We start from the raw sequence: 21,833 nt of genomic DNA on the forward strand, positions 1-21,833 counted from the left end.
CACCGCTATCGGGGGCAAGCCCCCTCCCACATTTTTTGGCCGAGTCGGGTCAGGTATGGATGCGTACCCAGATACTCACCAGGATCGTCGCGGCCATCAGCCACGCTACCGCTGCTACGGCTAAAGAGGCCTCCAGCCGCATTCGATCCACCATCACATACAGCGTCGCCAAATACACAAAATACGGAATGATCGACCACATCCCGAACAGGATGGTGGTCTTCAAGTCGTCCACCGAACGGCCCTTGCCGACGATGTAGTGGGCGATCAGCGCAAAGGTCGGGAACAGCGGCACCAACCCTGCGATGTAATAGTTTTTGGTCTTGGCCAGTGCCGCCAGGATCAACACCACCGCCGCGCCAAGGGCGGCTTTCAAAAAAAGATCCATCAGTGGCTCAACCCGTATTTCTTGACCTTGTCGAACAGGGTGGTCTTGGCCATGCCCAGTTCCTGGCTGGCCTGGGTCAGGTTGCCGCCGCTGCGTTGCAGGGCATCGCTGAGCAGGTTGCGTTCAAAGGCTTCGACCGCCTCGGTAAAGGCCAGGCCTTGGCTGCCGCTGCTGCTGCCACTTTTCTTGAAGGCGGGCAGGCCGAGGGCGAAGCGTTCGGCGACGTTGCGCAGTTCGCGTACGTTGCCGGGCCAGTCGTGGCTCATCAGGCTGGACAGGGTCTGGTTGTCCAGTTCCGGCGCGGTGCGGTCAAAACGCAGCGACGACTGCTGCAGGAAGTGTTCGAACAGTTGCAGGATGTCCTCGCGGCGCTCGCGCAGGGGCGGCAGTTCCAGGGTCACCACGTTGAGGCGGTAGTACAGGTCGCTGCGGAACTGGCTGGCGCGGCTCAGTTCGTCGAGGTCGGACTTGGTGGCGGCGATTACCCGGCAATCCACGGCCACGCTCTGGTTCGAGCCCAGGCGTTCCAGGGTGCGCTCCTGCAACACCCGCAGCAATTTGATCTGCAGGTTGATCGGCATGCTTTCCACTTCATCGAGGAACAGCGTGCCTTCGTGGGCGTGCTCGATCTTGCCGATACGGCGCTTGCCGGCGCCGGTAAAGGCGTTGGCTTCGTGGCCGAAAATCTCGCTTTCGAACAGGTTCTCGGGTAGGCCGCCGCAGTTGAGGGCGACGAACTGGTGATCGTGGCGGCGGCTGAAGTCATGCAGGCAACGCGCGACCAGTTCCTTACCGGTGCCGGTCTCGCCTTCGATCAGCACGTTGGCCGAGGTGTCGGCGACGTTGGCGATCAGCTCACGCAGGTTCTGCATGGCCGGCGAGCGACCGATGATGCGGCCTTCCAACGAATCCCGTTCAGCCAACTGGCGGCGCAGCGACCAGACTTCCCGCGCCAGCCCGCGTTGTTCCAGGGCGCGACGTGCGACATCGACCAGGCGTTCGGGGGAGAAGGGCTTTTCCATGAAATCGTAAGCGCCATTGCGCATGGCGCCGACGGCCATGGAAATATCGCCATGCCCGGTGATCAGCACCACGGGCAGGCTTTTATCCAGGGTCTTGAGACGGGTGAGCAGCTCCAGGCCGTCGATGCCCGGCAGGCGAATATCGCTGATCACAATGCCGGCGAAGTTCTCGCCGATACGTTTCAATGCCTCCTCGGCACTGCCCACGCCCACGCTTGGGATATCTTCCAGCGCCAGGGCTTGCTGACAGCCGAGCAGCACATGGGGGTCGTCTTCGACGATCAGCACGGTGAGGTCTTGAGGATCAATATTCATGTCGACTCAGCTTGTTGAGCGCCCACCAGCGGCAGGCTCAGGACAAAGGCAGTTCCACCACCGGCCGGGTGTTCCACGGCGAGGCTGCCGCCGGTGGCCGCCGCGAGGCTGGCGGAGAGGGTCAGGCCCAGGCCCAGGCCTTGCTCGCCGGGTTTGGTGGTGAAGAACGGTTCGAATAAATGCTTGCGGACCTCGGCGTCGATGCCGTGGCCGTTATCGCGTACCAGCAGGCGGTATTTGCCCTCGGCGACGCAGCCTTCCAGCCACAACTCGGGAGCCGGTTGTGCCTGCATGGCGTCGAGGGCGTTGCCGATCAGGTTGACCAGGATCTGTTCCAGGCGTGTCTGGTCGATCTGCAATTGGGCCGGGATAAAGTCGCGGTGCAGGGTCAGCGGCAGGCTGTCCAGGCGTGGGCCGAGGACCTGGAACGCGGCGTCCACGGCCTTGGCCAGGCTGGCTTCGCCCTGGTCATCGCCGCGTCGGGCAAAGGAGCGCAGGCTGGCGGTGATGCGGCCCATGCGGTCGATCAGTTCGTTGATGGTCTTGAGGTTGGCGCTGGCAGTGTCCAGCGCACCGCGTTCGAGGAAGCGCACGGTGTTGCCGGACAAGGTGCGCAGCGCGGCCAGCGGCTGGTTCAGTTCATGGGCAATGCTGGTGGACATCTGGCCGATGGCTGCCAGTTTGCCGGCTTGTACCAGTTCATCCTGGGCGCGGCGCAGGGTTTCTTCGGCCTGGCGCCGTTCGCGGATCTGGCCCTTGAGTCGTTCGTTGCTGGCGCGCAGGTCGGCGGTGCGTTCGGCAATCCGTCGCTCCAGCTGGCTGTTGGCTTCCTGCAAGGCTTCGCGCGCAGCGAGGCGGGTGGCAATGACTTTGCGTCGCTCGTTCCAGGCAATCAGCAAAAACGCGACGAGGCCAAACGCGACAGCCACCAGGATGCCCTGGTTGATCGCCGCGCGGCGCAGGTCGTTGAGCGGGGTGAGCAGGGTGAAATTCCACGGTGTGTCATTGAGTGGACGGGTTTGCGCCAGGTAGCTGACTTCGTGCTCGTCGTTGACCACTTCGGTGTTGGCCGGGAAGGTCAGCTTTTCGCTGCGTTCATTCAAGCGCTCGCGGGCCAGGGGTTCCAGCTCGTTCAGCGTGGCCCAGTAATATTGCAGGCTGTGCGCCAGGCGTTCCTTGATCTCATCGCTCAGCGGGCGTACCGCCTTGAGGCGACGGGCGGGATCGCTGGAGAGGATGATGATGCCGTTCTCGTCGCTCACAAAGGCTTCGAGGCGCGCACGTTGCCAGCGTTCCTCCAGGGCTTCCAGGCGCACTTTGACCACCGCCACGCCGATGATCTTGCCGTGCTCTTCCAGGCCGTGGGCCAGGTAGTAACCGGGTTCGCCGTTGGTGCTGCCGATGCCGTAGAAACGCCCGGGCTGGCCGCGCACGGCATTCTGGAAATAGGCGCGAAAGGACAGGTCTTCACCCTGGTAACTGTCGGCATCGCGCCAGTTACTGGTGGCCAGCACGCGGCCGGTGGTGTCCATCACGTAGATGGCCCGACTGCGACTGCGTCGGTTCAGGCCTTCGAGGTAATCGTTGACCGCTTTGCGGGTTTCCTGGTTAGGCTCGGCCAGCAGCTTGGAGACGCTGGTCTCCAGCTCCAGCAGGCTGGGCAGGTAGGTGTATTTGCTGATTTCGCTTTCGACGGTGCGGGCGTGCAGCTCCAGCTGGCGTTCGCCATTGTCGCTGAGCGTACGGATGCCGTAGTACTCACTGATCCAGAAGCCGATATAACCCAGGCCGATCATCAGGGCGATGATCAACGGCGGAAGGAACAGTTGGCGAATCAGGCGAGGTTTCACGGCAAGTGATGGCGGTGCGGCGCGAAATTGGTTGGGGTCGCATTTCATCACAGATGCCTTGGGTCAACCAGAGCTGCCAGCCTGTGCGGTCCAATGTGGGAGGGGCTGCCCCCTCCCACATTGGCCCGGTTTCTACAGTAGGCGCTATGGAGTGCTTAGTGCTGCAGGATTTTCTCAAGGAAGTGCTGCGCGCGTTCGGAGCGGGCGCTGACGTCGCCGAAGAATTCCTCTTTCGGGCAGTCTTCGATGATCTGGCCTTTGTCCATGAAGATCACGCGATCGGCCACTTTGCGGGCAAAGCCCATTTCGTGGGTCACGCACATCATGGTCATGCCTTCCTGGGCCAGTTGCACCATCACGTCCAGCACTTCGTTGACCATTTCCGGGTCCAGCGCCGAGGTCGGTTCGTCGAACAGCATGACGATCGGGTCCATGGCCAGTGCACGCGCAATGGCCACGCGTTGTTGCTGACCTCCCGAGAGTTGGCCGGGGTGCTTGTGGGCGTGTTCCGACAGCCCCACGCGCTCAAGCAGTTGCAGGCCTTTCTTGGTGGCTTCTTCCTTGCTGCGGCCGAGCACCTTGATCTGCGCGATGGTCAGGTTTTCGGTGATGGTCAGGTGCGGGAACAGTTCGAAGTGCTGGAACACCATGCCCACGCGCGAACGCAGTTGCGGCAGGTTGGTCTTCGGATCGGCGATGGACGTGCCGTCGACGATCACGTCGCCTTTCTGGAACGGTTCCAGCGCGTTGACGCACTTGATCAGGGTGGACTTGCCCGAGCCCGATGGCCCGCACACCACGATCACTTCGCCTTTTTTAACCTCGGTGCTGCAATCGGTCAGCACCTGGAAGTCGCCATACCACTTGTTGATGTTCTTGATAGAGATCATACGGCAAACCTTTTTTGCAGACGCTTGACCAGCAGCGAGGCGGAAAAGCTGATGATGAAGTAGACGACACCGGCGAAGATCAGGAACTCATTGGAGCGCCCGATGATGTCGCCGTTGGAGCGGGCGGAGTTGAGGAAGTCCACCAGGCCCACGGTGTAGACCAGCGAGGTGTCCTGGAACAGGATGATCGACTGTTGCAGCAGCAACGGGGTCATCTTGCGGAACGCCTGGGGCAGGATGATCAGGCGCATGGTCTGGCCATAGGTCATGCCCATTGCCTGTGCCGCCGCCATTTGGCCCTTGGGGATCGACTGCACGCCGGCCCGCACGATCTCACAGAAGTACGCGGCTTCGAACATCATGAACGCCACGACGCAGGAGGCGAACGCGCCGATCGGTGTGTCTTCGCCGGTGATCCAGCGCAGCACGAACGGCACCGCCAGGTAGAACCAGGTGATCACCAGCAGCAGCGGGATCGAGCGGAAGTAGTTCACATAGGCGCCGGCCAACCGGGACAGCAGTTTGTTTGACGACAGGCGCATCAGTGCGAGGATCGTACCCAGCGCGATACCGCCGATCACGCCCATGACCATCAGCTTCAAGGTCATGACCATGCCGTTCCACAGGCCTGGGATGGCGGGGATGATGCCGCTGAAATCGAGTTCCATTATTTACCCCCCACGGAGATCAGGCCGGGCACGGCGACTTTCTTCTCGACCACGCGCATCAGCAGCATCAGGCTCATGTTCAGGGTGAAGTAGATCAGCGTGGCCAGGGTGAAGGCTTCAAACAGGTTGGCCGAGAACTCGGCGGTCTGTTTGGTTTGTGCCAGCAGTTCCATCAGGCCGATCAAGGACGCCACGGAGGAGTTCTTGAAGACGTTGAGGAATTCCGAGGTAAGCGGTGGAATGATGATCCGGTAAGCCTGGGGCAGCAGCACGTTCCAGTAGATCTGCGGCAGCTTGAAGCCCATGGCACGCGCGGCGGCCTCTTGGCCGCGTGGCAGCGCCTGGATACCGGTGCGCACTTGCTCGCACACACGGGCAGCGGTGAACAGGCCCAGGCACACGACAACGCTCAGGTAGGCCGAGGTGGTCGGGTTCAGGTCCTGCTTGTACCAGTCCTGCAGGTTCTGCGGCAGCAGGTCGGGTATCAGGAAGTACCAGATGAACAGCTGCACCAGCAGCGGCACGTTACGAAACAGTTCCACGTAGCAGGTCGCGATGCCTGATACGAGGCGGTTTGGCACAGTGCGCATGACCCCAAGAATGGAGCCCAGCAGCAAGGCGATAATCCATGCCACGACAGCGATGGCGATGGTCCAGCCCAGGCCGGCGATGTACCAGTCGAGATAAGTCTCGCTGCCCACGCCGGTGGACTTGAAGAACACGCCCCAGTCCCAGTTGTAATTCATTAGGGTCTCCCCTCGAGATCGATCGATGTACAAGCACCCGCTTGGGGAAAGTCCATTCCCGCCTGACGATGAACGCCAGGCACACACGATCGGCTCGAAAACCGCCAGGTCGAGTGTTCCAAAGTATAACCAGCAGGTAGTAACAGACGCCTGAGGGAGGGTTGGCTCCCTCAGGCGATAAGGTTAGTCAGAAATCAGATTTTTACGTCAGGCGCCGGCTTGTCAGTCGGGTTCTTGATCAGTTCCTTAACCTTGTCGCTCATTGGGAAGTTCAGGTTCAGGTTTTTGGGTGGGATCGGGCTTTCGAACCACTTGGCGTAGATCTTGTTGATTTCGCCGGACTTGTACAGGCCCGCGATGGCGTCATCTACCGCTTTCTTGAAGGCAGGGTCTTCTTTGCGAACCATGCACGCGTAGGCTTCGAAGGACTGTGGAGTACCGGTGATGACCCAGTCATCCGGCTTCTTGGCCTTGGCTTCTTCACCGGCCAGCAGGGCGTCGTCCATCATGAAGGCTACGGCACGGCCGCTTTCCAGCATCTGGAAGGACTCGCCGTGGTCTTTGGCGGAGATGACGTTCATGCCCATCTGCTTGTCAGCGTTCATCGCCTTGATGATGCGCTCGGACGTGGTGCCGGCGGTGGTGACGACGTTCTTGCCTTTCAGGTCGGCGAAGTCGGCGTAGCTAGGCTTGCCTTCCTTGTCTTTCTTGACCAGCAGACGGGTGCCGATTTCGAAGATGTTGGTGGTGAAGGCGACTTGCTGAGCGCGTTCGGCGTTGTTGGTGGTGGAACCGCACTCAATGTCGACGGTGCCGTTCTGAACCAGCGGAATACGGGTCTGCGAGGTGACCAGGTTGTACTTGGCCTGCAGATCGGGTTTGTTCAGGTCTTTTTTCAGGGCTTCAACGATGGCCAGCTGAATGTCGTGAGAGTAGCCCACAGGTTTGCCCGAACCATCCGCAATGTAGGAAAACGGAATGGAGCTGTCGCGGTGCCCGAGGGTGATGGTGCCGGAGTCGTTGATTTTCTTCAGCGTGCCGGTGAGTTCGGCGGCAAAAACTGGAGTGCTGATCAGAGCAGCAGCGATAGCTGCGCCCAGGATATGGGGAACGATGCGCATCAATACTTCCTCGACATTTGTTTTTTTTATGAAGCCAGCTAACGGCTCTCTTGTACAGCGAATGCCCGTGACGGCTCCTGAGGCGTCCCAGGCAATCGTCTAGGAGTGTAGAGCATGAGTCGTGCCAGACCGGAAATAAAAGGTTAACAAGTTGATTTATATGAAAATTAATTTTGTATGACGGCAAATATGTAACCGTTTGATCCGGCAAACCGAATAGGCTTACCTGTGGCGTTCGGAAAACCGAATGCCAAGGCCGGCATAAAAAAGCCCCTGGGCTTACGGCGCAGGGGCTTTTGTACGACGGGCCTGTCAGGCCGCTTCGATCTTGCTGCGGTTCTGCTCAACCTTGGACAGGTAGCGCTGCAGGTTGTCCTGTTCCTGCGGGGTGGTGAACAGGCCGAGTTTGGTGCGGCGCCACAGCACGTCCTGGGGCTGGGTTACCCATTCCTCGGCACACAGGTAATCGACCTCGCGGGTGTACAGGCCGCCACCCAGATGCTCGCCCAGGTCAGCCAGCGATTGCACGCCTTCCAGCAGGCGCCAGGTGCGGCTGCCATAGGTGGTGGACCAACGGCGCGCGATCTCGCTCGGCACCCAGTCGAATTTGCTGCGAATGGCCTCGGCCAGGGCTTCTGGCGTGGTCATGTCCTCGCCGCCGGGCAGGCTGGCGGTGGCGGTCCAGCTTGGACGCATCTGGGTGAAGTACGGGGCCAGTTGCGCCATCGCCGATTCGGCGAGCTTGCGATAGGTGGTCAGCTTGCCGCCGAACACCGACAGGATCGGTGCCTCACCCACGCCACCGGACAGCGACAGGGTGTAGTCGCGGGTGATGGCCGACGGGTTGTCCGACTCGTCGTTGCAAAGTGGGCGCACACCCGAGTAGGTGTGGACGATGTCGTCGCGGCTCAGCTGTTTCTTGAAGTGCGCGTTAACCACCTTGAGCATGTAGTCGGTTTCACCTTCGGTGATCGCCACTTTCGCCGGGTCGCCGGTGTATTCGCGGTCGGTGGTGCCGATGATGGTCAGGTGGTTCAGGTACGGAATGGTGAAGACGATACGCTGGTCTTCGTTCTGCAGGATGTGTGCGTGGGCGCCTTCATACAGCTTCGGCACGATCAGGTGGCTGCCCTGGATCAGGCGGATGCCGTAGGGCGAGTCCAGCTTCAGGTCGTCCCTGATGAACTTGGCGACCCACGGGCCGGCAGCGTTCACCAGCGCGCGGGCGCGGATCGAGAACAGGCTGCCATCGGCGCGTTCCATGTTCATGTCCCACATGCCATTGCTGCGATGGGCGCTGATGCAGCGGGTCTGGGTGTGGATATGCGCACCCTTTTCACGGGCAGCCATGGCGTTGAGTACCACCAGGCGCGCGTCGTCGACCCAGCAGTCGGAGTATTCGAAGCCTTTGGTGATTTCGCTTTTCAGCGGGCTGTCGGGGCCGAACTTGAGGCTCTTGGAGCCAGCAAGTTTCTCGCGCTTGCCCAGGTGGTCATACAGGAACAGGCCGGCACGGATCATCCACGCTGGGCGCAGGTGTGGGCGGTGTGGCAGGACAAAGCGCATCTGCTTGACGATGTGCGGGGCCTTGGCCAGCAGCACTTCACGTTCGGCCAGGGCTTCGCGTACCAGGCGGAATTCGTAATGTTCGAGGTAGCGCAGGCCGCCGTGGATCAGCTTGCTGCTGGCGGAGGAGGTGTGGCTGGCCAGGTCGTCCTTTTCGCAAAGGAATACCGACAAACCGCGACCGGCTGCGTCTGCTGCAATGCCGACGCCATTGATCCCGCCACCGATTACGGCAACGTCATAGACTTCGGCAAGCGGTGGAGCAGGCAAGGTAGAAGGGTTCATCGGCTGGCCTCGCGATCTTTTTCATATTGGAATTCGAACATTAATGTTCATTTCCGAAAATGGTAGCTGATAAACGTGGCCACAGCCAGCCGACTTCGATTGAAAAAACTCATCGAAGGGCGGGAAAAGGAAAATTTGTGAACATAAGCCTGGGCAAGGCTCGAGAAAAAAGCGCTGGATAAACCGCCATCGGGGGCAAGTCGAATCGTCGGCCCCGATGGCGTCAGTGCAGGCGCTATACGACTTCCAGACGAACCTTGTGCTGATTCAGCAACTGCACCAAGGCGGGCACCGGCTCCTGATCCGTCACCAGGCAGTCCACCAGGCTGATCGGCCCCAGTCGAATCATGGCATTGCGCCCGAATTTGCTCGAGTCCGCCGCCAGGATCACCTGGCGCGCATTGGCGATGATCGCCTGGGAAACCCGGACTTCCTGGTAGTCGAAGTCCAGCAGGCTGCCGTCCTCGTCGATACCGCTGATACCCACCAACGCGAAGTCGACCTTGAACTGGTTGATGAAGTCGACACTGGCCTGGCCCACCACGCCGCCGTCACGGCGCACATTGCCGCCGGTCAGCAACACATCGAAGTCGTCCTTGGCGCTGAGCATGGTGGCGACGTTGAGGTTGTTGGTGATGATTTTCAGGTGGTTGTGGTTGAGCAGCGCACGGGCGATGGATTCGGTGGTGGTGCCGATATTGATGAACAGCGAGGCGTGATCGGGGATTTGTGCCGCGATGGCTTCGCCGATGCGTTGTTTCTCATCGCGCATCTGGTCGGCACGCATGGCGTACGCGGTGTTCTCGACACTGGAGTCATAGGCCGCGCCGCCGTGGTAGCGGCGCAGCAGATTGGCGTCCGCCAGCTGGTTGATGTCGCGGCGGATGGTTTGCGGGGTGACAACGAATAGCTGCGCCATTTCCTCGATACTCACGTAGCCGCGTTCGCGGACCAGTTCGAGGATTTGCTGCTGGCGGGGAGGCAGATTCATGGGGCGTCCTTTGGGCTGCCATACAAAAGTGGCCCATGATGACGTAGGAATCTGCTCCCTGCCAGTTACAACCCAATATGGGTCCAGCGCGTGGCTTATTCGGCGCCTTCGTGCGGTTCCCAGTCACGGGTGCGGCTTACCGCTTTTTGCCAGCCGGCGTAGAGTTTCTCTTTGGCGGTTTCTTCCAGTTGCGGTTCGAATTCGCGCTCGATCACGGCCTTGCCGCGCAACTCGTCCAGGCTGCTCCAGAAGCCACAGGCCAGGCCCGCCAGGTAAGCGGCGCCGAGTGCCGTGGTTTCACGCATTTGCGGACGTTCGACCTGGGTACCGAGGATATCGGCCTGGAACTGCATCAGGAAGTTGTTGGCCACCGCCCCGCCGTCTACGCGCAGGGCCTTGAGGCGTTCGCCCGAGTCCTGTTGCATGGCGTCGAGTACGTCGCGGGTCTGGTAGGCAATCGACTCCAAAGCGGCACGAATAATGTGATCCACGCGTACGCCGCGGGTCAGGCCAAACAGTGCGCCACGGGCATACGGGTCCCAGTACGGGGCGCCCAGGCCGGTGAAGGCCGGCACCAGGTACACGCCGTTGCTGTCCTTGACCTTGCCGGCGAAGTATTCGGTGTCGGTGGCATCGGCGATGATTTTCAGCTCGTCCCGCAGCCATTGCACGGTGGAGCCACCGTTGAACACCGCGCCTTCCAGCGCATACGCCACTTCGCCACGCGGGCCACAGGCGATGGTGGTGAGCATGCCGTGCTTGGATTTCACCGCTTTATCACCGGTGTTCATCAGCAGGAAGCAGCCGGTGCCGTAGGTGTTCTTGGCCTGGCCGGCCTCCACGCACATCTGGCCGAACAGCGCCGCTTGCTGGTCACCGGCGATACCGCCGATGGCGATGCCGCTTTTGGTGCGGCCGTAGATCTCGGAGGAAGACTTCACTTCCGGCAGCATTTCCCGCGGAACGTCGAGGATCTCCAGCATCTTCGCATCCCACTCCAGGGTGTGGATGTTGAAGAGCATGGTGCGCGAGGCGTTGGTGTAGTCGGTGACGTGGGTCTTGCCGCCGGTAAATTTCCAGATCAGCCAGCTGTCGATGGTGCCGAACAGCAACTCGCCGTTGCGCGCGCGCTCGCGGCTGCCTTCGACGTTATCGAGGATCCACTTGAGCTTGGTGCCGGAGAAGTACGGGTCGGTGACCAGGCCGGTGGTGTCGTTGATGTATTGCTCGTGACCGTCGCGCTTGAGCTGCTGGCAGATCTCGGTGCTGCGGCGGCACTGCCAGACGATGGCGTTGTAGATCGGACGGCCGGTGACCTTGTCCCATACCACGGTGGTTTCACGCTGGTTGGTGATACCGATGGCGGCGACCTGGTCATGGTGCAGACCGGCCTGTGCCAGGGCTTCTACCATCACCGCGCTCTGGGTGGCGAAGATTTCCATTGGGTCATGTTCGACCCAACCAGCCTGTGGGTAGTGCTGCGTGAATTCACGCTGGGCAGTGCAGACCACGTTGGCGTCACGATCGAAGATGATCGCCCGGGAACTGGTGGTGCCCTGGTCAAGGGCAATGATGTAGTTCTTATTCTGAAGGTCGGTCATATTGATTGCCTTGCACGGAAATAAGGAAGTCAGAAATCAGCCTGGGCCGCGAAGGGGCAGAGGACCAGGCTGGCGCTTTCAGGAAATACGAGTCTTGCCGTTGACAGCCGTGTCAGTTGTTTCAGCTATAGCAGGTGCGGCGCTCGGCAAGTGGCGGGCAATCAGCCCGCGATAGGCCGCAGCACCGAGGCATGCGCCGACAATCGGCGCGAAAATCGGAATCAGGAAGTAAGGAATATCGCGGCCGCCAGTAAAGGCCATTTCACCCCAGCCGGCGAAAAAGGTCATCAGCTTGGGCCCGAAATCCCGCGCCGGGTTCATCGCAAAACCGGTCAGCGGCCCCATGGCGCTGCCAATCACCGCAATCAGCAGTCCGATCAGCAGGGGGGCCAGCGGGCCGCGCGGCAGGCCGTTGTTGTCATCGGTAAGGGCCATGATCACGCCCATCAGGATCGCGGTAATGACCATTTCCACCAGGAAGGCCTGGGCGGTGCTCAGCAGCGCGTGAGGGTAGGTGGAGAATACCGACGCCAATTCCAGACTGGCTTGGGTGCCGCGGACCATGTGGTGAGTTTGTTCGTAATCGAAAAACAGGTTGCTGTAGAGGGTGTACACCAGGGCGGCCGAGCAGAAGGCGCCGGCGACTTGGGCAAGAATGTAGAAGGGCAGTTTGCGCTTTTCGAAATCCGCAAAAATACACAGGGCGATACTCACCGCTGGGTTGAGGTGAGCCCCGGAGATGCCGGCGCTCAGGTAGATCGCCATGCTGACGCCGATCCCCCAGATGATACTGATTTCCCATAACCCAAAGCTGGCACCCGCGACCTTGAGCGCAGCGACACATCCCGTACCGAAGAAGATCAGAAGCGCAGTCCCCAGGAACTCAGCCATGCATTGGCTTGAAAGTGAAGGCTGTTGAAGAGCAGTTGTCATGGAAAACCTCGATTGTTGTTCTTGTCTGGCGCACGGCCTCAACGGGCGGTTGCGCGATTTTCACCGTGACGAGGATCCCCATCCAAGGCACGGCTTACTGCTGGAACTCTGTAGAGGTATTCCTACAGTATTCGGAAACGAAAAAATATAGACAAGAATGACGGCTGTCAAAGGTCGAAAGTGAACTGTTGGTCACTTTCGAACTATTGGTTTGATGAATGATCACGCCCTCTGCGTTAAGTCTCGTCGGCGTGGAGGGCGGACTAGAGCGTTTTGTATGGGGTTGGCCTAGAATTGGCCATCTGTTTGCCACGCCCGGAGACTTCATGACACCCGCACTGGATTTGTTGAAAAAAGTTCGCGCCGAACATCGCATCCACAGTTATGAACATGACCCCAAGGCGGCCTCCTATGGTCTGGAGGCCGCAGAAAAATTGGGCCTCGACCCGGGGCGGGTATTCAAGACTTTGTTGGCCAGCAGCGAAAAAGGCGAATTATTGGTGGCTGTAGTGCCGGTCGTCGGAAGTCTTGACCTAAAAGCCCTTGCTCATGCGGCCGGGGTAAAAAAAGTCGAAATGGCGGATCCAGCCGCGGCGCAGCGTTCTACCGGTTACCTGCTGGGCGGTATCAGCCCGCTGGGGCAGAAAAAGCGTTTGCGCACATTTATCGACGTGACGGCGCAGCCGTTTGCGACAATTTTTGTGAGTGCGGGGAGAAGGGGGCTGGAGGTGGAGTTGTCCGCCGCGGTGCTGGCGGAACATACCCAGGCCAAATTTGCAGAAATTGGCCGGGTGTAATTCCTGGCCACTGGAGAGCCAATGTGGGAGGGGGTAAGCCCCTCCCACACGTTGATCATCGACTCAGCCAGCCGGGCTATAGCGCCGTACGCCGGACTCGGATCGAGGCACCTGCGCCGCGATGCTGCCTGACGCCTGGAACAGCACCAAATGCTCAGCGGCTACGCGAATGCCCACCTCGGCGCCCACCTGATGGTCGGCATGGCTCGGGAAAATCGACTCCAGCTGCGCGCCGGTCGGCAGTTGCAGGCGGTACAAGGTCGACGCGCCGAGGAAGGTCTTGCCGACGATCCGCGCTTTCAAGGGGCTGTCCGGCGCGTAGACGATGTCGTCCGGGCGTAGCAAGACGTCAACTGCACCGCCCGTAGGCCAGGTGTAGGCCCGGTTACCGCGCAGGTCCCCCAGTTCGGTATGGACGGAATCGGGCGAACTTAATTGGCCGCGGATGAAATAGCCCTGCCCAATAAAGCTCGCGACATAAGGCGTCAGTGGTTCGTGATAGAGGTTGTAGGGCGTGTCCCACTGCTCCAGGCGGCCTTCCTTGAAGACTCCGACGTGATCACTCACGGCGAACGCTTCTTCCTGGTCATGGGTGACCAGGATCGCACTGGTGCCCCGCGCCTTGAGGATATCGCGTACCTCGTGGCTGAGCTTGCGCCGCAGTTCGCCGTCGAGGTTGGAGAACGGCTCGTCCAGCAGCAACAGTTGTGGCTCCGGCGCCAGGGCGCGGGCGAGGGCAACGCGTTGCTGTTGGCCGCCCGATAATTCGTGGGGGAATCGCTTGCCCAGGTTCTTCAGGTTGACCAATTCCAGCAGTTCGGCGACCACGCGGTCTTTTTGCGGGTGTTTGCGAATGCCGAAGGCGATGTTGTCGGCCACGCTGAGGTGGGGAAACAGCGCGTAGTCCTGGAACACCATGCCGATGCGACGTTTCTCCGGTGCCAAGGTGAAGCCGGCGCTGGAGATCACTTCGCCGGCGAGGCTGATTTCGCCTTCGTGCACCGGCTCAAATCCGGCAATTGCCCGCAACGTCGTGGTTTTGCCGCAGCCCGAAGAACCGAGCAGGCAACCGATATCGCCGGCGTTGAGGTGCAGATTGAGGTTCTGCACCACCCGTTGATCCTGATAGCCGCATGCCAGATTGCGCAAGTTCAGCAGTAAGGGCTGGCTCATGCGTGGTGGTACGCCGGCTCGACGAGGAATTCGAGCAGGGCCTTCTGGGCATGCAGGCGGTTTTCGGCCTGGTCCCAGGCCACGGAGCGCGGGTCGTCGAGCAGGTCGAGGCTGATCTCTTCGCCACGGTGTGCCGGCAGACAGTGCATGAACAGTACATCGGGCGCGGCCAGGTCGAGCAGTTCCCGCGTAACCTGATAGGGAGCGAACATAGCGAGACGCTTGGCCGTTTCGTCTTCCTGGCCCATCGAGGTCCAGACGTCGGTGCTGACCAGGTGCGCGCCGATCACTGCATCCTTTGGATCGCGCAGGATTTGCACGCGGCCATCGGCCTTGGCCAGGAACTCGGCAGCCGGCTCGAAGCCTTCCGGGCAGGCAATGCGCAGGTGGAAGTCGAACTGAATCGCCGCTTCTATATAGCTGTTGCACATGTTGTTGCCATCACCGATCCAGGCCACGGTCTTGCCCTGGATCGAGCCACGGTGCTCAAGGAAGGTCTGCATGTCGGCCAGCAACTGGCACGGGTGCAGGTCATCGGACAGGCCATTGATCACTGGCACGCGGGAGTAGGCGGCGAATTCGGTCAGGGTGCTGTGGGCGAAGGTACGGATCATCACCGCATCGAGCATGCGCGACATGACGATGGCACAGTCGCTGATCGGCTCGCCACGGCCCAGTTGGGTGTCACGCGGCGACAGGAAGATGGCCTGGCCACCCAGCTGGATCATGCCGGCTTCGAAGGACAGGCGAGTGCGGGTCGACGACTTCTCGAAAATCATCCCGAGCACGCGGTTTTTTAAAGGCTCGAACAGTACGCCGCGGTTACGCAGGTCTTTAAGCTCAATGCCTCGACGGATCACGCTGACCAGCTCTTCGGGCGTGCAATCCATCAGGGAGAGAAAGTGCCTTGCGCTCATCATTAACTACCTTTTTGCAACAGACCGCAGATACTCAAAGCCTTGTTTATTGTGACAACGGGCGAGACCTGCGGCGAAAGCCGCACGGGGCGACGAAATAGGGGAAGGCGCGATCTTATAATTAAATGTCGCGTCTTACCAATAGGGCTACGGTTTTTACGGATGTTCAGACGGGCGCGCTAGCGCTTTTGAAGACGATTTCCAGACAGCAGCGGGCCATTTGTACACTGACGCCGCAACCTTTTGCAATGCGCGGGGGCGGGCTTGGGCCAGGCTGCGTCGGTTTCAGGGGTTGATTACAGGTTCTGTAACATTTGCTCATGTTTGCTCATGGCCTGGCTTGATGGCTCTCGATTCACAGGACTAACGATGCTGGTGCCTGTCAGGGTCACGGCCCATAGTCAGGCCAAAGCCCAATAAAGAGACTGGCCATGACCAAGACTCTCCACCACCGTGCATGCCATCTGTGTGAAGCCATTTGTGGCCTGACCCTGGAAACCACCCAAGCTGAAGACGGCAGCCTGGCGATCACCTCGATCAAGGGCGACGCGCTGGACAGCTTCAGCCGTGGCCACATCTGCCCGAAGGCTGTGGCGTTGCAGGACATCCAGAATGATCCTGACCGCCTGCATCAGCCCATGTTGCGGGTGGGCAGCGAATGGCAGCCCATCCCGTGGGATGAGGCGTTTGCCCTGGTCGCCGAGCGGCTGGCGGGCATCCAGGCGCGGCATGGGCAGAATGCGGTGGCGGTGTACCAGGGCAACCCCAGCGTGCACAACTATGGGCTGATGACCCACAGTAACTACTTCCTGGGCCTGCTCAAGACGCGCAACCGGTTTTCTGCCACCTCCGTTGACCAGTTGCCCCATCACCTCACCAGCCACCTGATGTACGGCCACGGCCTGTTGCTGCCGATTCCGGACATCGACCACACCGACTTCATGCTGATTCTGGGCGGCAACCCGTTGGCCTCCAATGGCAGCATCATGACCGTGCCCGATGTGGAGAAGCGCCTCAAGGCCATCCAGGCCCGGGGTGGCAAAGTAGTGGTGGTCGATCCTCGGCGCAGTGAGACGGCGGCGATCGCTGATCAGCACCTGTTCGTGCGGCCTGGTGGGGATGCGGCGCTGCTGTTCGGGGTACTCAATACGCTGTTTACCGAGAACCTGACGCGCGACAGTCATTTGCCGGTAGAAGGCCTTGAGGATGTGCGCCGTGCGATCCTCGGCTTTACCGCCGAAGCCATGAGCCGCCAGTGTGCCGTGCCTGCCGGGCAGATCCGCCAGTTGGCGCGGGATTTCGCTGCTGCGGATAAAGCGGTGTGCTACGGGCGTATGGGGGTGTCGACCCAGGCGTTCGGCACGCTGTGTCATTGGCTGGTGCAGTTGATCAATTTGGTCACCGGTAACCTCGACCGCGAGGGCGGTGCGTTATGCACCAGTCCGGCGGTGGATTTGGTCGCGTCTACCGGTGGCGGGCATTTCAATCGCTGGCAGAGTCGCGTGTCCGGGCGCCCGGAGTACGGTGGCGAGTTGCCAGTGTCTGCATTGGCAGAAGAAATGCTCACCGGCGGCGAAGGACAGATCCGTGCTCTGGTGACGGTGGCGGGCAACCCGGTGCTGTCGACTCCCAATGGCCGCCAGTTGGAGCAGGCGCTGGACGGCTTGGAGTTCATGGTCAGCGTCGACCTCTATATCAACGAGACCACGCGTTATGCCGATCTGATCCTGCCCTCCACGTCGGCACTGGAAAACGACCACTACGACACCACGTTCAATATGTTCGCCGTGCGCAATGTCACACGTTTCAATCGCGCGATCTTGCCCAAGCCTGAGGGGGCGCTGCATGACTGGGAGATTTTTGTCGGCCTGGCCACGGCATTCGCTGCGCAGACCGGTATGGCGCTCAAGCCAACCATGCCGCCTGCGCAAATGATCGACTTCGGGTTGCGCGCCGGTGCTTATGGTGATGCGTCGAGCCATAAGTTGTCGGTGGCGAAGCTGGCGGATCATCCTCATGGCATGGACCTGGGGCCGCTCAAGCCCAATCTTGCCGCGCGCTTGAAAACCGTGGATGGCAAAGTGCAGGCAGCACCGGCAGTGATTCTGGCGGATCTGGCGCGCTTTGCGGCGCAGCCGATGCCGGTGGCTGGCGAGTTGCTGCTGATCGGCCGTCGCCATGTGCGCAGTAATAATTCCTGGATGCATAACTATCACCGGCTGGTGAAGGGTAAGCCTCGGCACCAGCTGCATATGCATCCCGACGACCTGGCCAGTCGCCAGTTGGCAGATGGGCAGCGGGTGCGCGTCAGTTCACGTATCGGCATGATCGAGGTGGAGGTGGTCGCCAGCCTGGACATGATGCCCGGCGTCGTCAGCCTGCCCCATGGTTGGGGCCACGGCCGTCCGGGCGTGCAGATGACCATCGCCAGCGAGCTACCGGGGGCGAGCGCCAATGACTTGACCGACGAGCGGCAATTGGATGAGTTATCGGGCAATGCGGCATTGAATGGCGTACCGGTCCAAGTCGCTGCCGCATAAGGCGCCCGAGCACCGCGTTGGAATTTTGCGTTACAATGCGCCACCGTGCCGACCTGTGAGTCGCAAAGTTCCAGCCGAGGTGTTCCATGGATATCATCGAAACGATCAAAGAGCAGATTGCCAACAACACCATTCTGCTTTACATGAAGGGCGCACCTAACGCTCCTCAGTGCGGTTTCTCCGCGAAGGCTTCCCAGGCTGTGATGCAGTGTGGCGAGAAGTTCGCTTACGTGGATATTCTGCAAAACCCGGAAATCCGCGCCAACCTGCCGAAGTACGCCAACTGGCCTACGTTCCCACAACTGTGGGTAGCCGGTGAACTGGTCGGCGGTAGCGATATCATCACTGAAATGGCAGCTGATGGTTCGTTGCAGGCGTTGATCAAAGATGCAGCGGCAAACGCGGCGGCCAAGACCGACGCTTGATTCGCCTGCAATAAAAAGCCCCGCTTCTCGTGAGAGAGCGGGGCTTTTTTGTACCTGTGAGCGGGGGGGTTATTCGCCCATCTGCGATTGCAGGTAGTTCTCCAGGCTGACTTTGTCGATCAGGCCCAGTTGGGTTTCAAGCCAGTCGATATGTTCTTCCTGGTCTTCCAGGATGTCTTCCAGCAGTTCACGGCTGCCGAAGTCGCCTTTGGTTTCGCAGTGCGCAATGGCGGCCTTGAGGTCGCTGTGGCTCTTGCGCTCGAAGCCCAGGTCGCTGCTGATCATTTCCTGGGTGTGCTCGCCGATGTTCAGCTTGCCCAGGTCCTGGACGTTCGGCAGCCCTTCCAGAAACAGGATGCGCTTGATCAGTGCGTCGGCGTCCTTCATGGCCTTGATGGATTCTTTGTATTCGCGCTTGCCCAGCTTTTCCAGGCCCCAATCGTCGTACATGCGCGCATGCAGGAAGTACTGATTGATCGCGACCAGTTCATTGGCAAGGATTTTGTTGAGTTGCTGGATGACTGAGATGTCGCCTTTCATGACTGGGGTCCTGCCCTGTAATAGCTGTGTATAAGGCGGAGTTTGAGCGGCGAAAACCCTAGTGTCAAACCTAAGTTATTGAATAATAAATGAAAATTAATCGGAATAAGAATGTTTGTGTTCCGCGTCTTGGCGCTAACTAATTGAATTAAAGGCATAAAAAAACCGGACACTAAGTCCGGCTCTTTAAAACACGCCAATTATGCGTGTGTAAATTCTGCTGTGTAGGGGAGCGCAGCCTGGGCTGTTTGCAGCTGCGTCAGGGTTTCCCGTACCACTTGCTTGGCGAGGCAAGCACATTTACCACACTGGCTGGCAACGCCGGTGGTTTCACGTACTTCCTTGTAGCTGCAGCAACCTTCGTAGATCGCTTCGCGGATTTGTCCGTCGGTGACGCCAGTACACAGGCACACATACATAAGGGAGAACCGTCGCGGGTTTAAGGCTTAAGTGCGATGGATCTTAATGTTAACGAGAATGATTGTCAAAGTAGATTCGTAGGGTATTTGCCTGCGTTGCCCTCACGCTGACGAACGGTTTTTTCAGTGTATGATGGTCGGTCTTCACGAAGCGTGACTGCGTCACAGGGCTGTCGCTTGAATGCGGCAGACTCAGGGCCGGTCCTTTTACTTCAATCGTCACCTTTACATCAGGAGATACCCAATGAGCGTACTCGTCGGCAAACAAGCCCCGGATTTCGACGTACCTGCCGTGCTCGGCAATGGCGAAATCGTTGACAGCTTCAAACTGTCTGAAGCCATCAAAGGCAAATACGGCCTGGTGTTCTTCTACCCGCTGGACTTCACCTTCGTCTGCCCTTCGGAGCTGATCGCTCTGGACCACCGCATGGACGATTTCAAGGCGCGTAACGTTGAAGTGGTTGCCGTTTCCATCGACTCCCATTTCACCCATAACGCCTGGCGCAATACTGCCATCAACGATGGCGGCATCGGCAAAGTCAAATACACCATGGCTGCCGACATGAAGCACGACATCGCCAAGGCCTACGACGTTGAGTCCGAAGGCGGCGTGGCTTTCCGTGGCGCGTTCCTGATCGACGACAAGGGCGTTGTACGCTCCCAGATCATCAACGACCTGCCACTGGGCCGTAACATGGAAGAGCTGATCCGTCTGGTCGACGCCCTGCAATTCCACGAAGAGCACGGCGAAGTCTGCCCTGCCAATTGGAAAAAAGGCGACAAGGGCATGAACGCTTCGCCAGAAGGCGTTGCGGCTTACCTGACCGAGAACGCTGGCAAGCTGTAAGCCAGATTCGCGGGACAAAAAAACCGGCCTGAGAAGGCCGGTTTTTTTATGGGTGGGATTTGACCTCAGTCGCCGAAGTCTTCCCAGCCGCCCATTTGTTTCCAGCGGTTGACGATGCCGCAGAACAATTCGGCCGTCTTCTCGGTGTCGTAGCGGGCCGAGTGGGCTTCGCGACCGTCGAAGTCGATACCGGCCGCCTGGCAGGCCTTGGCCAATACGGTCTGGCCATAGGCCAGGCCGGCGAGGGTGGCGGTGTCGAAACTGGAGAACGGGTGGAACGGGTTACGTTTCATGTCCAACCGCGTCACAGCGGCGTTGAGGAAGCCCAGGTCGAAGCTGCTGTTATGCCCGACCAGGATCGCGCGCTTGCAGCCATTGGCCTTCAAGGCCTTGCGTACGCCACGGAAGATATCGGTCAGCGCCGCTTCCTCACTGACTGCCATGCGCAGTGGGTGGTCGAGCTTGATCCCGGTGAATTCCAGGGCCGCTGCTTCGATGTTCGCGCCTTCAAACGGCTCGACGCGGAAGAAGTGGGTGTGCTCCGGGAACACAAAGCCCTGTTCGTCCATGCCAATGGTGGTCGCGGCGATTTCCAGCAGGGCGTCGGTGGCGCAGTTGAAACCACCGGTTTCTACGTCGATGACAACCGGCAGATAGCCGCGAAACCGCTCGGCCATCGGGTGGCGGGAGCCGCCACCACTGTGCTCGTGTTCGTCATCGTAATGGTCTTCACTCACTTGCTTTCCTCCAGCAGGCGCCAGCGCAGTGTTTCACCGGCGCGCAGCGGGATAACGGTCAGCTCGCCAAACGGCAGGCTGGCAGGGGCGGTCCAGTCTTCACGGACCAGGGTAATGCGGTCGGTATTCGCTGGCAGGCCGTAGAAACGCGGGCCATTGAGGCTGGCGAAACCTTCGAGTTTATCCAGGGCGTTGCGCTGTTCGAACGCTTCGGCATACAACTCGATGGCGGCGAACGCGGTGTAGCAACCGGCACAACCGCATGCGGCTTCCTTGGCGTGCTGAGCGTGGGGCGCAGAGTCGGTGCCGAGGAAAAACTTCGGATTACCGCTGGTCGCAGCATCCAGCAAGGCCACCTGGTGGGTATTGCGCTTGAGGATCGGCAGGCAATAGAAGTGCGGCCGAATCCCGCCCACCAGCATGTGGTTGCGGTTGTACAGCAGGTGATGAGCGGTGATGGTCGCGCCGACGTTGGCCGAGGCCTCGGTGACGAACTGCACGGCATCGGCCGTGGTGATGTGCTCGAACACCACCTTGAGGGTCGGGAACAGCTCGACCACACGGCGCATATGCTCGTCGATGAAGATCTTCTCGCGATCGAACACGTCCACATCACCACGGGTGACTTCACCGTGGATCAGCAGCGGCATGCCGACTTCGGCCATGGCTTCGATGGCGGGCAGGATCTTGTCGATGCTGGTCACGCCGGAGTCGGAGTTGGTGGTTGCGCCGGCCGGGTACAGCTTGGCGGCGTGCACGAAGCCGCTGGCCTTGGCCTCACGGATCTCGGAAGGTTGGGTACGGTCGGTGAGGTAGAGCACCATCAACGGTTCGAAGCGGCTGCCGGCCGGCCGTGCAGCGAGGATACGCTGGCGATAGGCGTCGGCTTCGGCGGCGTTACGCACCGGTGGTACCAGGTTAGGCATGATGATGGCGCGGCCAAACGTACGCGCTACATCGGCCACGGTTTGGGGCAACGCAGCACCATCGCGAAGATGAATATGCCAGTCGTCGGGACGCAGCAGGGTCAGGCGGTCGGACATTGGGGATTCCAGGCGGGTC

Annotated in this window: 21 protein-coding genes; 4 read left to right on the top strand and 17 right to left on the bottom strand. The window is 60.0% G+C overall.

Features of this window, described 5'->3' with window-relative positions; all coding sequences use genetic code 11:
- Positions 1-49 precede the first annotated feature (49 nt).
- The 11 genes from FBY10_RS02705 to FBY10_RS02755 all read right to left on the bottom strand — a co-directional run bounded on the left by FBY10_RS02705 (position 50) and on the right by FBY10_RS02755 (position 12,376).
- Positions 50-388: a GlpM family protein gene (locus FBY10_RS02705; RefSeq protein ID WP_131697384.1), complete on the bottom strand. Its 339-nt coding sequence runs from the start codon at positions 386-388 to the stop codon at positions 50-52.
- The gene (locus FBY10_RS02710; protein ID WP_131697383.1) at positions 388-1,725 is read right to left on the bottom strand and encodes a sigma-54 dependent transcriptional regulator; all 1,338 of its coding nucleotides are present in this window, start codon (positions 1,723-1,725) and stop codon (positions 388-390) included. The genes FBY10_RS02705 and FBY10_RS02710 overlap by 1 nt, the downstream gene beginning before the upstream one ends.
- The gene (locus FBY10_RS02715; RefSeq protein WP_145335144.1) at positions 1,722-3,623 is read right to left on the bottom strand and encodes a sensor histidine kinase; all 1,902 of its coding nucleotides are present in this window, start codon (positions 3,621-3,623) and stop codon (positions 1,722-1,724) included. Before FBY10_RS02715 ends, FBY10_RS02710 begins: the two co-directional genes overlap by 4 nt.
- Positions 3,624-3,730: 107 nt before the next feature.
- Positions 3,731-4,465, bottom strand: coding sequence for an amino acid ABC transporter ATP-binding protein (locus tag FBY10_RS02720; RefSeq protein ID WP_131697381.1), 735 nt, complete (start codon positions 4,463-4,465; stop codon positions 3,731-3,733).
- Positions 4,462-5,133: an amino acid ABC transporter permease gene (locus FBY10_RS02725; protein ID WP_145335142.1), complete on the bottom strand. Its 672-nt coding sequence runs from the start codon at positions 5,131-5,133 to the stop codon at positions 4,462-4,464. Before FBY10_RS02725 ends, FBY10_RS02720 begins: the two co-directional genes overlap by 4 nt.
- The gene (locus FBY10_RS02730) at positions 5,133-5,879 is read right to left on the bottom strand and encodes an amino acid ABC transporter permease (protein ID WP_024073702.1); all 747 of its coding nucleotides are present in this window, start codon (positions 5,877-5,879) and stop codon (positions 5,133-5,135) included. The genes FBY10_RS02725 and FBY10_RS02730 overlap by 1 nt, the downstream gene beginning before the upstream one ends.
- Before the next feature lie 194 nt (positions 5,880-6,073).
- Positions 6,074-7,000, bottom strand: a complete 927-nt coding sequence (locus tag FBY10_RS02735; protein WP_090408822.1) for a glutamate/aspartate ABC transporter substrate-binding protein — start codon at positions 6,998-7,000, stop codon at positions 6,074-6,076.
- A gap of 312 nt (positions 7,001-7,312) precedes the next feature.
- Positions 7,313-8,851 (bottom strand): glycerol-3-phosphate dehydrogenase, encoded by a 1,539-nt coding sequence (gene glpD / locus FBY10_RS02740; RefSeq protein ID WP_145335140.1) that lies wholly within the window; start codon positions 8,849-8,851, stop codon positions 7,313-7,315.
- 235 nt (positions 8,852-9,086) lie between these two features.
- Positions 9,087-9,842 carry a DeoR/GlpR family transcriptional regulator gene (locus tag FBY10_RS02745; RefSeq protein ID WP_027604598.1) on the bottom strand — a complete coding sequence of 252 codons (756 nt, stop codon included), beginning with the start codon at positions 9,840-9,842 and terminating at the stop codon, positions 9,087-9,089.
- Positions 9,843-9,937: 95 nt separating this feature from the next.
- Complete coding sequence (gene glpK, locus FBY10_RS02750; protein ID WP_145335138.1) at positions 9,938-11,443, bottom strand: glycerol kinase GlpK; 1,506 nt, start codon at positions 11,441-11,443, stop codon at positions 9,938-9,940.
- Between the two features lie 78 nt (positions 11,444-11,521).
- Entirely contained in the window at positions 11,522-12,376 is an 855-nt protein-coding gene (locus FBY10_RS02755) for an MIP/aquaporin family protein (protein ID WP_145335136.1), read from the bottom strand.
- A 326-nt stretch (positions 12,377-12,702) separates the two neighbouring features.
- Between FBY10_RS02755 and ybaK the strand changes: the two genes are divergently transcribed.
- A complete protein-coding gene (gene ybaK / locus FBY10_RS02760; RefSeq protein ID WP_145335134.1) occupies positions 12,703-13,173 on the top strand; it encodes a Cys-tRNA(Pro) deacylase in 471 nt (156 codons plus the stop codon).
- A gap of 63 nt (positions 13,174-13,236) precedes the next feature.
- Here ybaK and FBY10_RS02765 read toward each other — a convergent pair whose 3' ends face one another.
- On the bottom strand, positions 13,237-14,346 hold the full coding sequence (locus FBY10_RS02765; protein ID WP_131697375.1) for an ABC transporter ATP-binding protein: 1,110 nt from the start codon (positions 14,344-14,346) through the stop codon (positions 13,237-13,239).
- Positions 14,343-15,263, bottom strand: a complete 921-nt coding sequence (gene argF / locus FBY10_RS02770) for an ornithine carbamoyltransferase (RefSeq protein ID WP_145335132.1) — start codon at positions 15,261-15,263, stop codon at positions 14,343-14,345. The genes FBY10_RS02765 and argF overlap by 4 nt, the downstream gene beginning before the upstream one ends.
- A gap of 431 nt (positions 15,264-15,694) precedes the next feature.
- On the opposite strand from argF, the gene FBY10_RS02780 reads away from it, so the two are divergent.
- The gene (locus FBY10_RS02780; protein ID WP_131697373.1) at positions 15,695-17,803 is read left to right on the top strand and encodes a molybdopterin oxidoreductase family protein; all 2,109 of its coding nucleotides are present in this window, start codon (positions 15,695-15,697) and stop codon (positions 17,801-17,803) included.
- 86 nt (positions 17,804-17,889) lie between these two features.
- Positions 17,890-18,228, top strand: a complete 339-nt coding sequence (gene grxD / locus FBY10_RS02785; RefSeq protein WP_027604591.1) for a Grx4 family monothiol glutaredoxin — start codon at positions 17,890-17,892, stop codon at positions 18,226-18,228.
- 69 nt (positions 18,229-18,297) lie between these two features.
- On the opposite strand, the gene bfr is transcribed toward grxD, so the two are convergent.
- Positions 18,298-18,768 (bottom strand): bacterioferritin, encoded by a 471-nt coding sequence (bfr, locus tag FBY10_RS02790; RefSeq protein WP_012722487.1) that lies wholly within the window; start codon positions 18,766-18,768, stop codon positions 18,298-18,300.
- Between the two features lie 200 nt (positions 18,769-18,968).
- The gene (locus FBY10_RS02795) at positions 18,969-19,187 is read right to left on the bottom strand and encodes a bacterioferritin-associated ferredoxin (RefSeq protein ID WP_078740971.1); all 219 of its coding nucleotides are present in this window, start codon (positions 19,185-19,187) and stop codon (positions 18,969-18,971) included.
- Positions 19,188-19,431: 244 nt separating this feature from the next.
- Here FBY10_RS02795 and FBY10_RS02800 point away from each other — a divergent pair, with 244 nt between their 5' ends.
- Positions 19,432-20,034, top strand: coding sequence for a peroxiredoxin (locus tag FBY10_RS02800; protein ID WP_003172097.1), 603 nt, complete (start codon positions 19,432-19,434; stop codon positions 20,032-20,034).
- Positions 20,035-20,099: 65 nt separating this feature from the next.
- On the opposite strand, the gene rnt is transcribed toward FBY10_RS02800, so the two are convergent.
- Together rnt and pyrC are read right to left on the bottom strand one after the other, a co-directional pair.
- A complete protein-coding gene (gene rnt, locus FBY10_RS02805) occupies positions 20,100-20,771 on the bottom strand; it encodes a ribonuclease T (protein ID WP_078740972.1) in 672 nt (223 codons plus the stop codon).
- A complete protein-coding gene (gene pyrC, locus FBY10_RS02810; RefSeq protein WP_145335130.1) occupies positions 20,768-21,814 on the bottom strand; it encodes a dihydroorotase in 1,047 nt (348 codons plus the stop codon). Before pyrC ends, rnt begins: the two co-directional genes overlap by 4 nt.
- Positions 21,815-21,833: the final 19 nt, after the last annotated feature.

It is taken from the genome of Pseudomonas sp. SJZ103 (assembly GCF_007828335.1).
Lineage (GTDB): Bacteria > Pseudomonadota > Gammaproteobacteria > Pseudomonadales > Pseudomonadaceae > Aquipseudomonas.

Bases quoted from the DNA above. Each gene is read 5' to 3' on its own strand.
- FBY10_RS02705 (WP_131697384.1), bottom strand. From the start codon at position 388: ATGGATCTTTTTTTGAAAGCCGCCCTTGGCGCGGCGGTGGTGTTGATC.
- FBY10_RS02710 (WP_131697383.1), bottom strand. From the start codon at position 1,725: ATGAATATTGATCCTCAAGACCTCACCGTGCTGATCGTCGAAGACGAC.
- FBY10_RS02715 (WP_145335144.1), bottom strand. From the start codon at position 3,623: ATGAAATGCGACCCCAACCAATTTCGCGCCGCACCGCCATCACTTGCC.
- FBY10_RS02720 (WP_131697381.1), bottom strand. From the start codon at position 4,465: ATGATCTCTATCAAGAACATCAACAAGTGGTATGGCGACTTCCAGGTG.
- FBY10_RS02725 (WP_145335142.1), bottom strand. From the start codon at position 5,133: ATGGAACTCGATTTCAGCGGCATCATCCCCGCCATCCCAGGCCTGTGG.
- FBY10_RS02730 (WP_024073702.1), bottom strand. From the start codon at position 5,879: ATGAATTACAACTGGGACTGGGGCGTGTTCTTCAAGTCCACCGGCGTG.
- FBY10_RS02735 (WP_090408822.1), bottom strand. From the start codon at position 7,000: ATGCGCATCGTTCCCCATATCCTGGGCGCAGCTATCGCTGCTGCTCTG.
- glpD (WP_145335140.1), bottom strand. From the start codon at position 8,851: ATGAACCCTTCTACCTTGCCTGCTCCACCGCTTGCCGAAGTCTATGAC.
- FBY10_RS02745 (WP_027604598.1), bottom strand. From the start codon at position 9,842: ATGAATCTGCCTCCCCGCCAGCAGCAAATCCTCGAACTGGTCCGCGAA.
- glpK (WP_145335138.1), bottom strand. From the start codon at position 11,443: ATGACCGACCTTCAGAATAAGAACTACATCATTGCCCTTGACCAGGGC.
- FBY10_RS02755 (WP_145335136.1), bottom strand. From the start codon at position 12,376: ATGACAACTGCTCTTCAACAGCCTTCACTTTCAAGCCAATGCATGGCT.
- ybaK (WP_145335134.1), top strand. From the start codon at position 12,703: ATGACACCCGCACTGGATTTGTTGAAAAAAGTTCGCGCCGAACATCGC.
- FBY10_RS02765 (WP_131697375.1), bottom strand. From the start codon at position 14,346: ATGAGCCAGCCCTTACTGCTGAACTTGCGCAATCTGGCATGCGGCTAT.
- argF (WP_145335132.1), bottom strand. From the start codon at position 15,263: ATGAGCGCAAGGCACTTTCTCTCCCTGATGGATTGCACGCCCGAAGAG.
- FBY10_RS02780 (WP_131697373.1), top strand. From the start codon at position 15,695: ATGACCAAGACTCTCCACCACCGTGCATGCCATCTGTGTGAAGCCATT.
- grxD (WP_027604591.1), top strand. From the start codon at position 17,890: ATGGATATCATCGAAACGATCAAAGAGCAGATTGCCAACAACACCATT.
- bfr (WP_012722487.1), bottom strand. From the start codon at position 18,768: ATGAAAGGCGACATCTCAGTCATCCAGCAACTCAACAAAATCCTTGCC.
- FBY10_RS02795 (WP_078740971.1), bottom strand. From the start codon at position 19,187: ATGTATGTGTGCCTGTGTACTGGCGTCACCGACGGACAAATCCGCGAA.
- FBY10_RS02800 (WP_003172097.1), top strand. From the start codon at position 19,432: ATGAGCGTACTCGTCGGCAAACAAGCCCCGGATTTCGACGTACCTGCC.
- pyrC (WP_145335130.1), bottom strand. From the start codon at position 21,814: ATGTCCGACCGCCTGACCCTGCTGCGTCCCGACGACTGGCATATTCAT.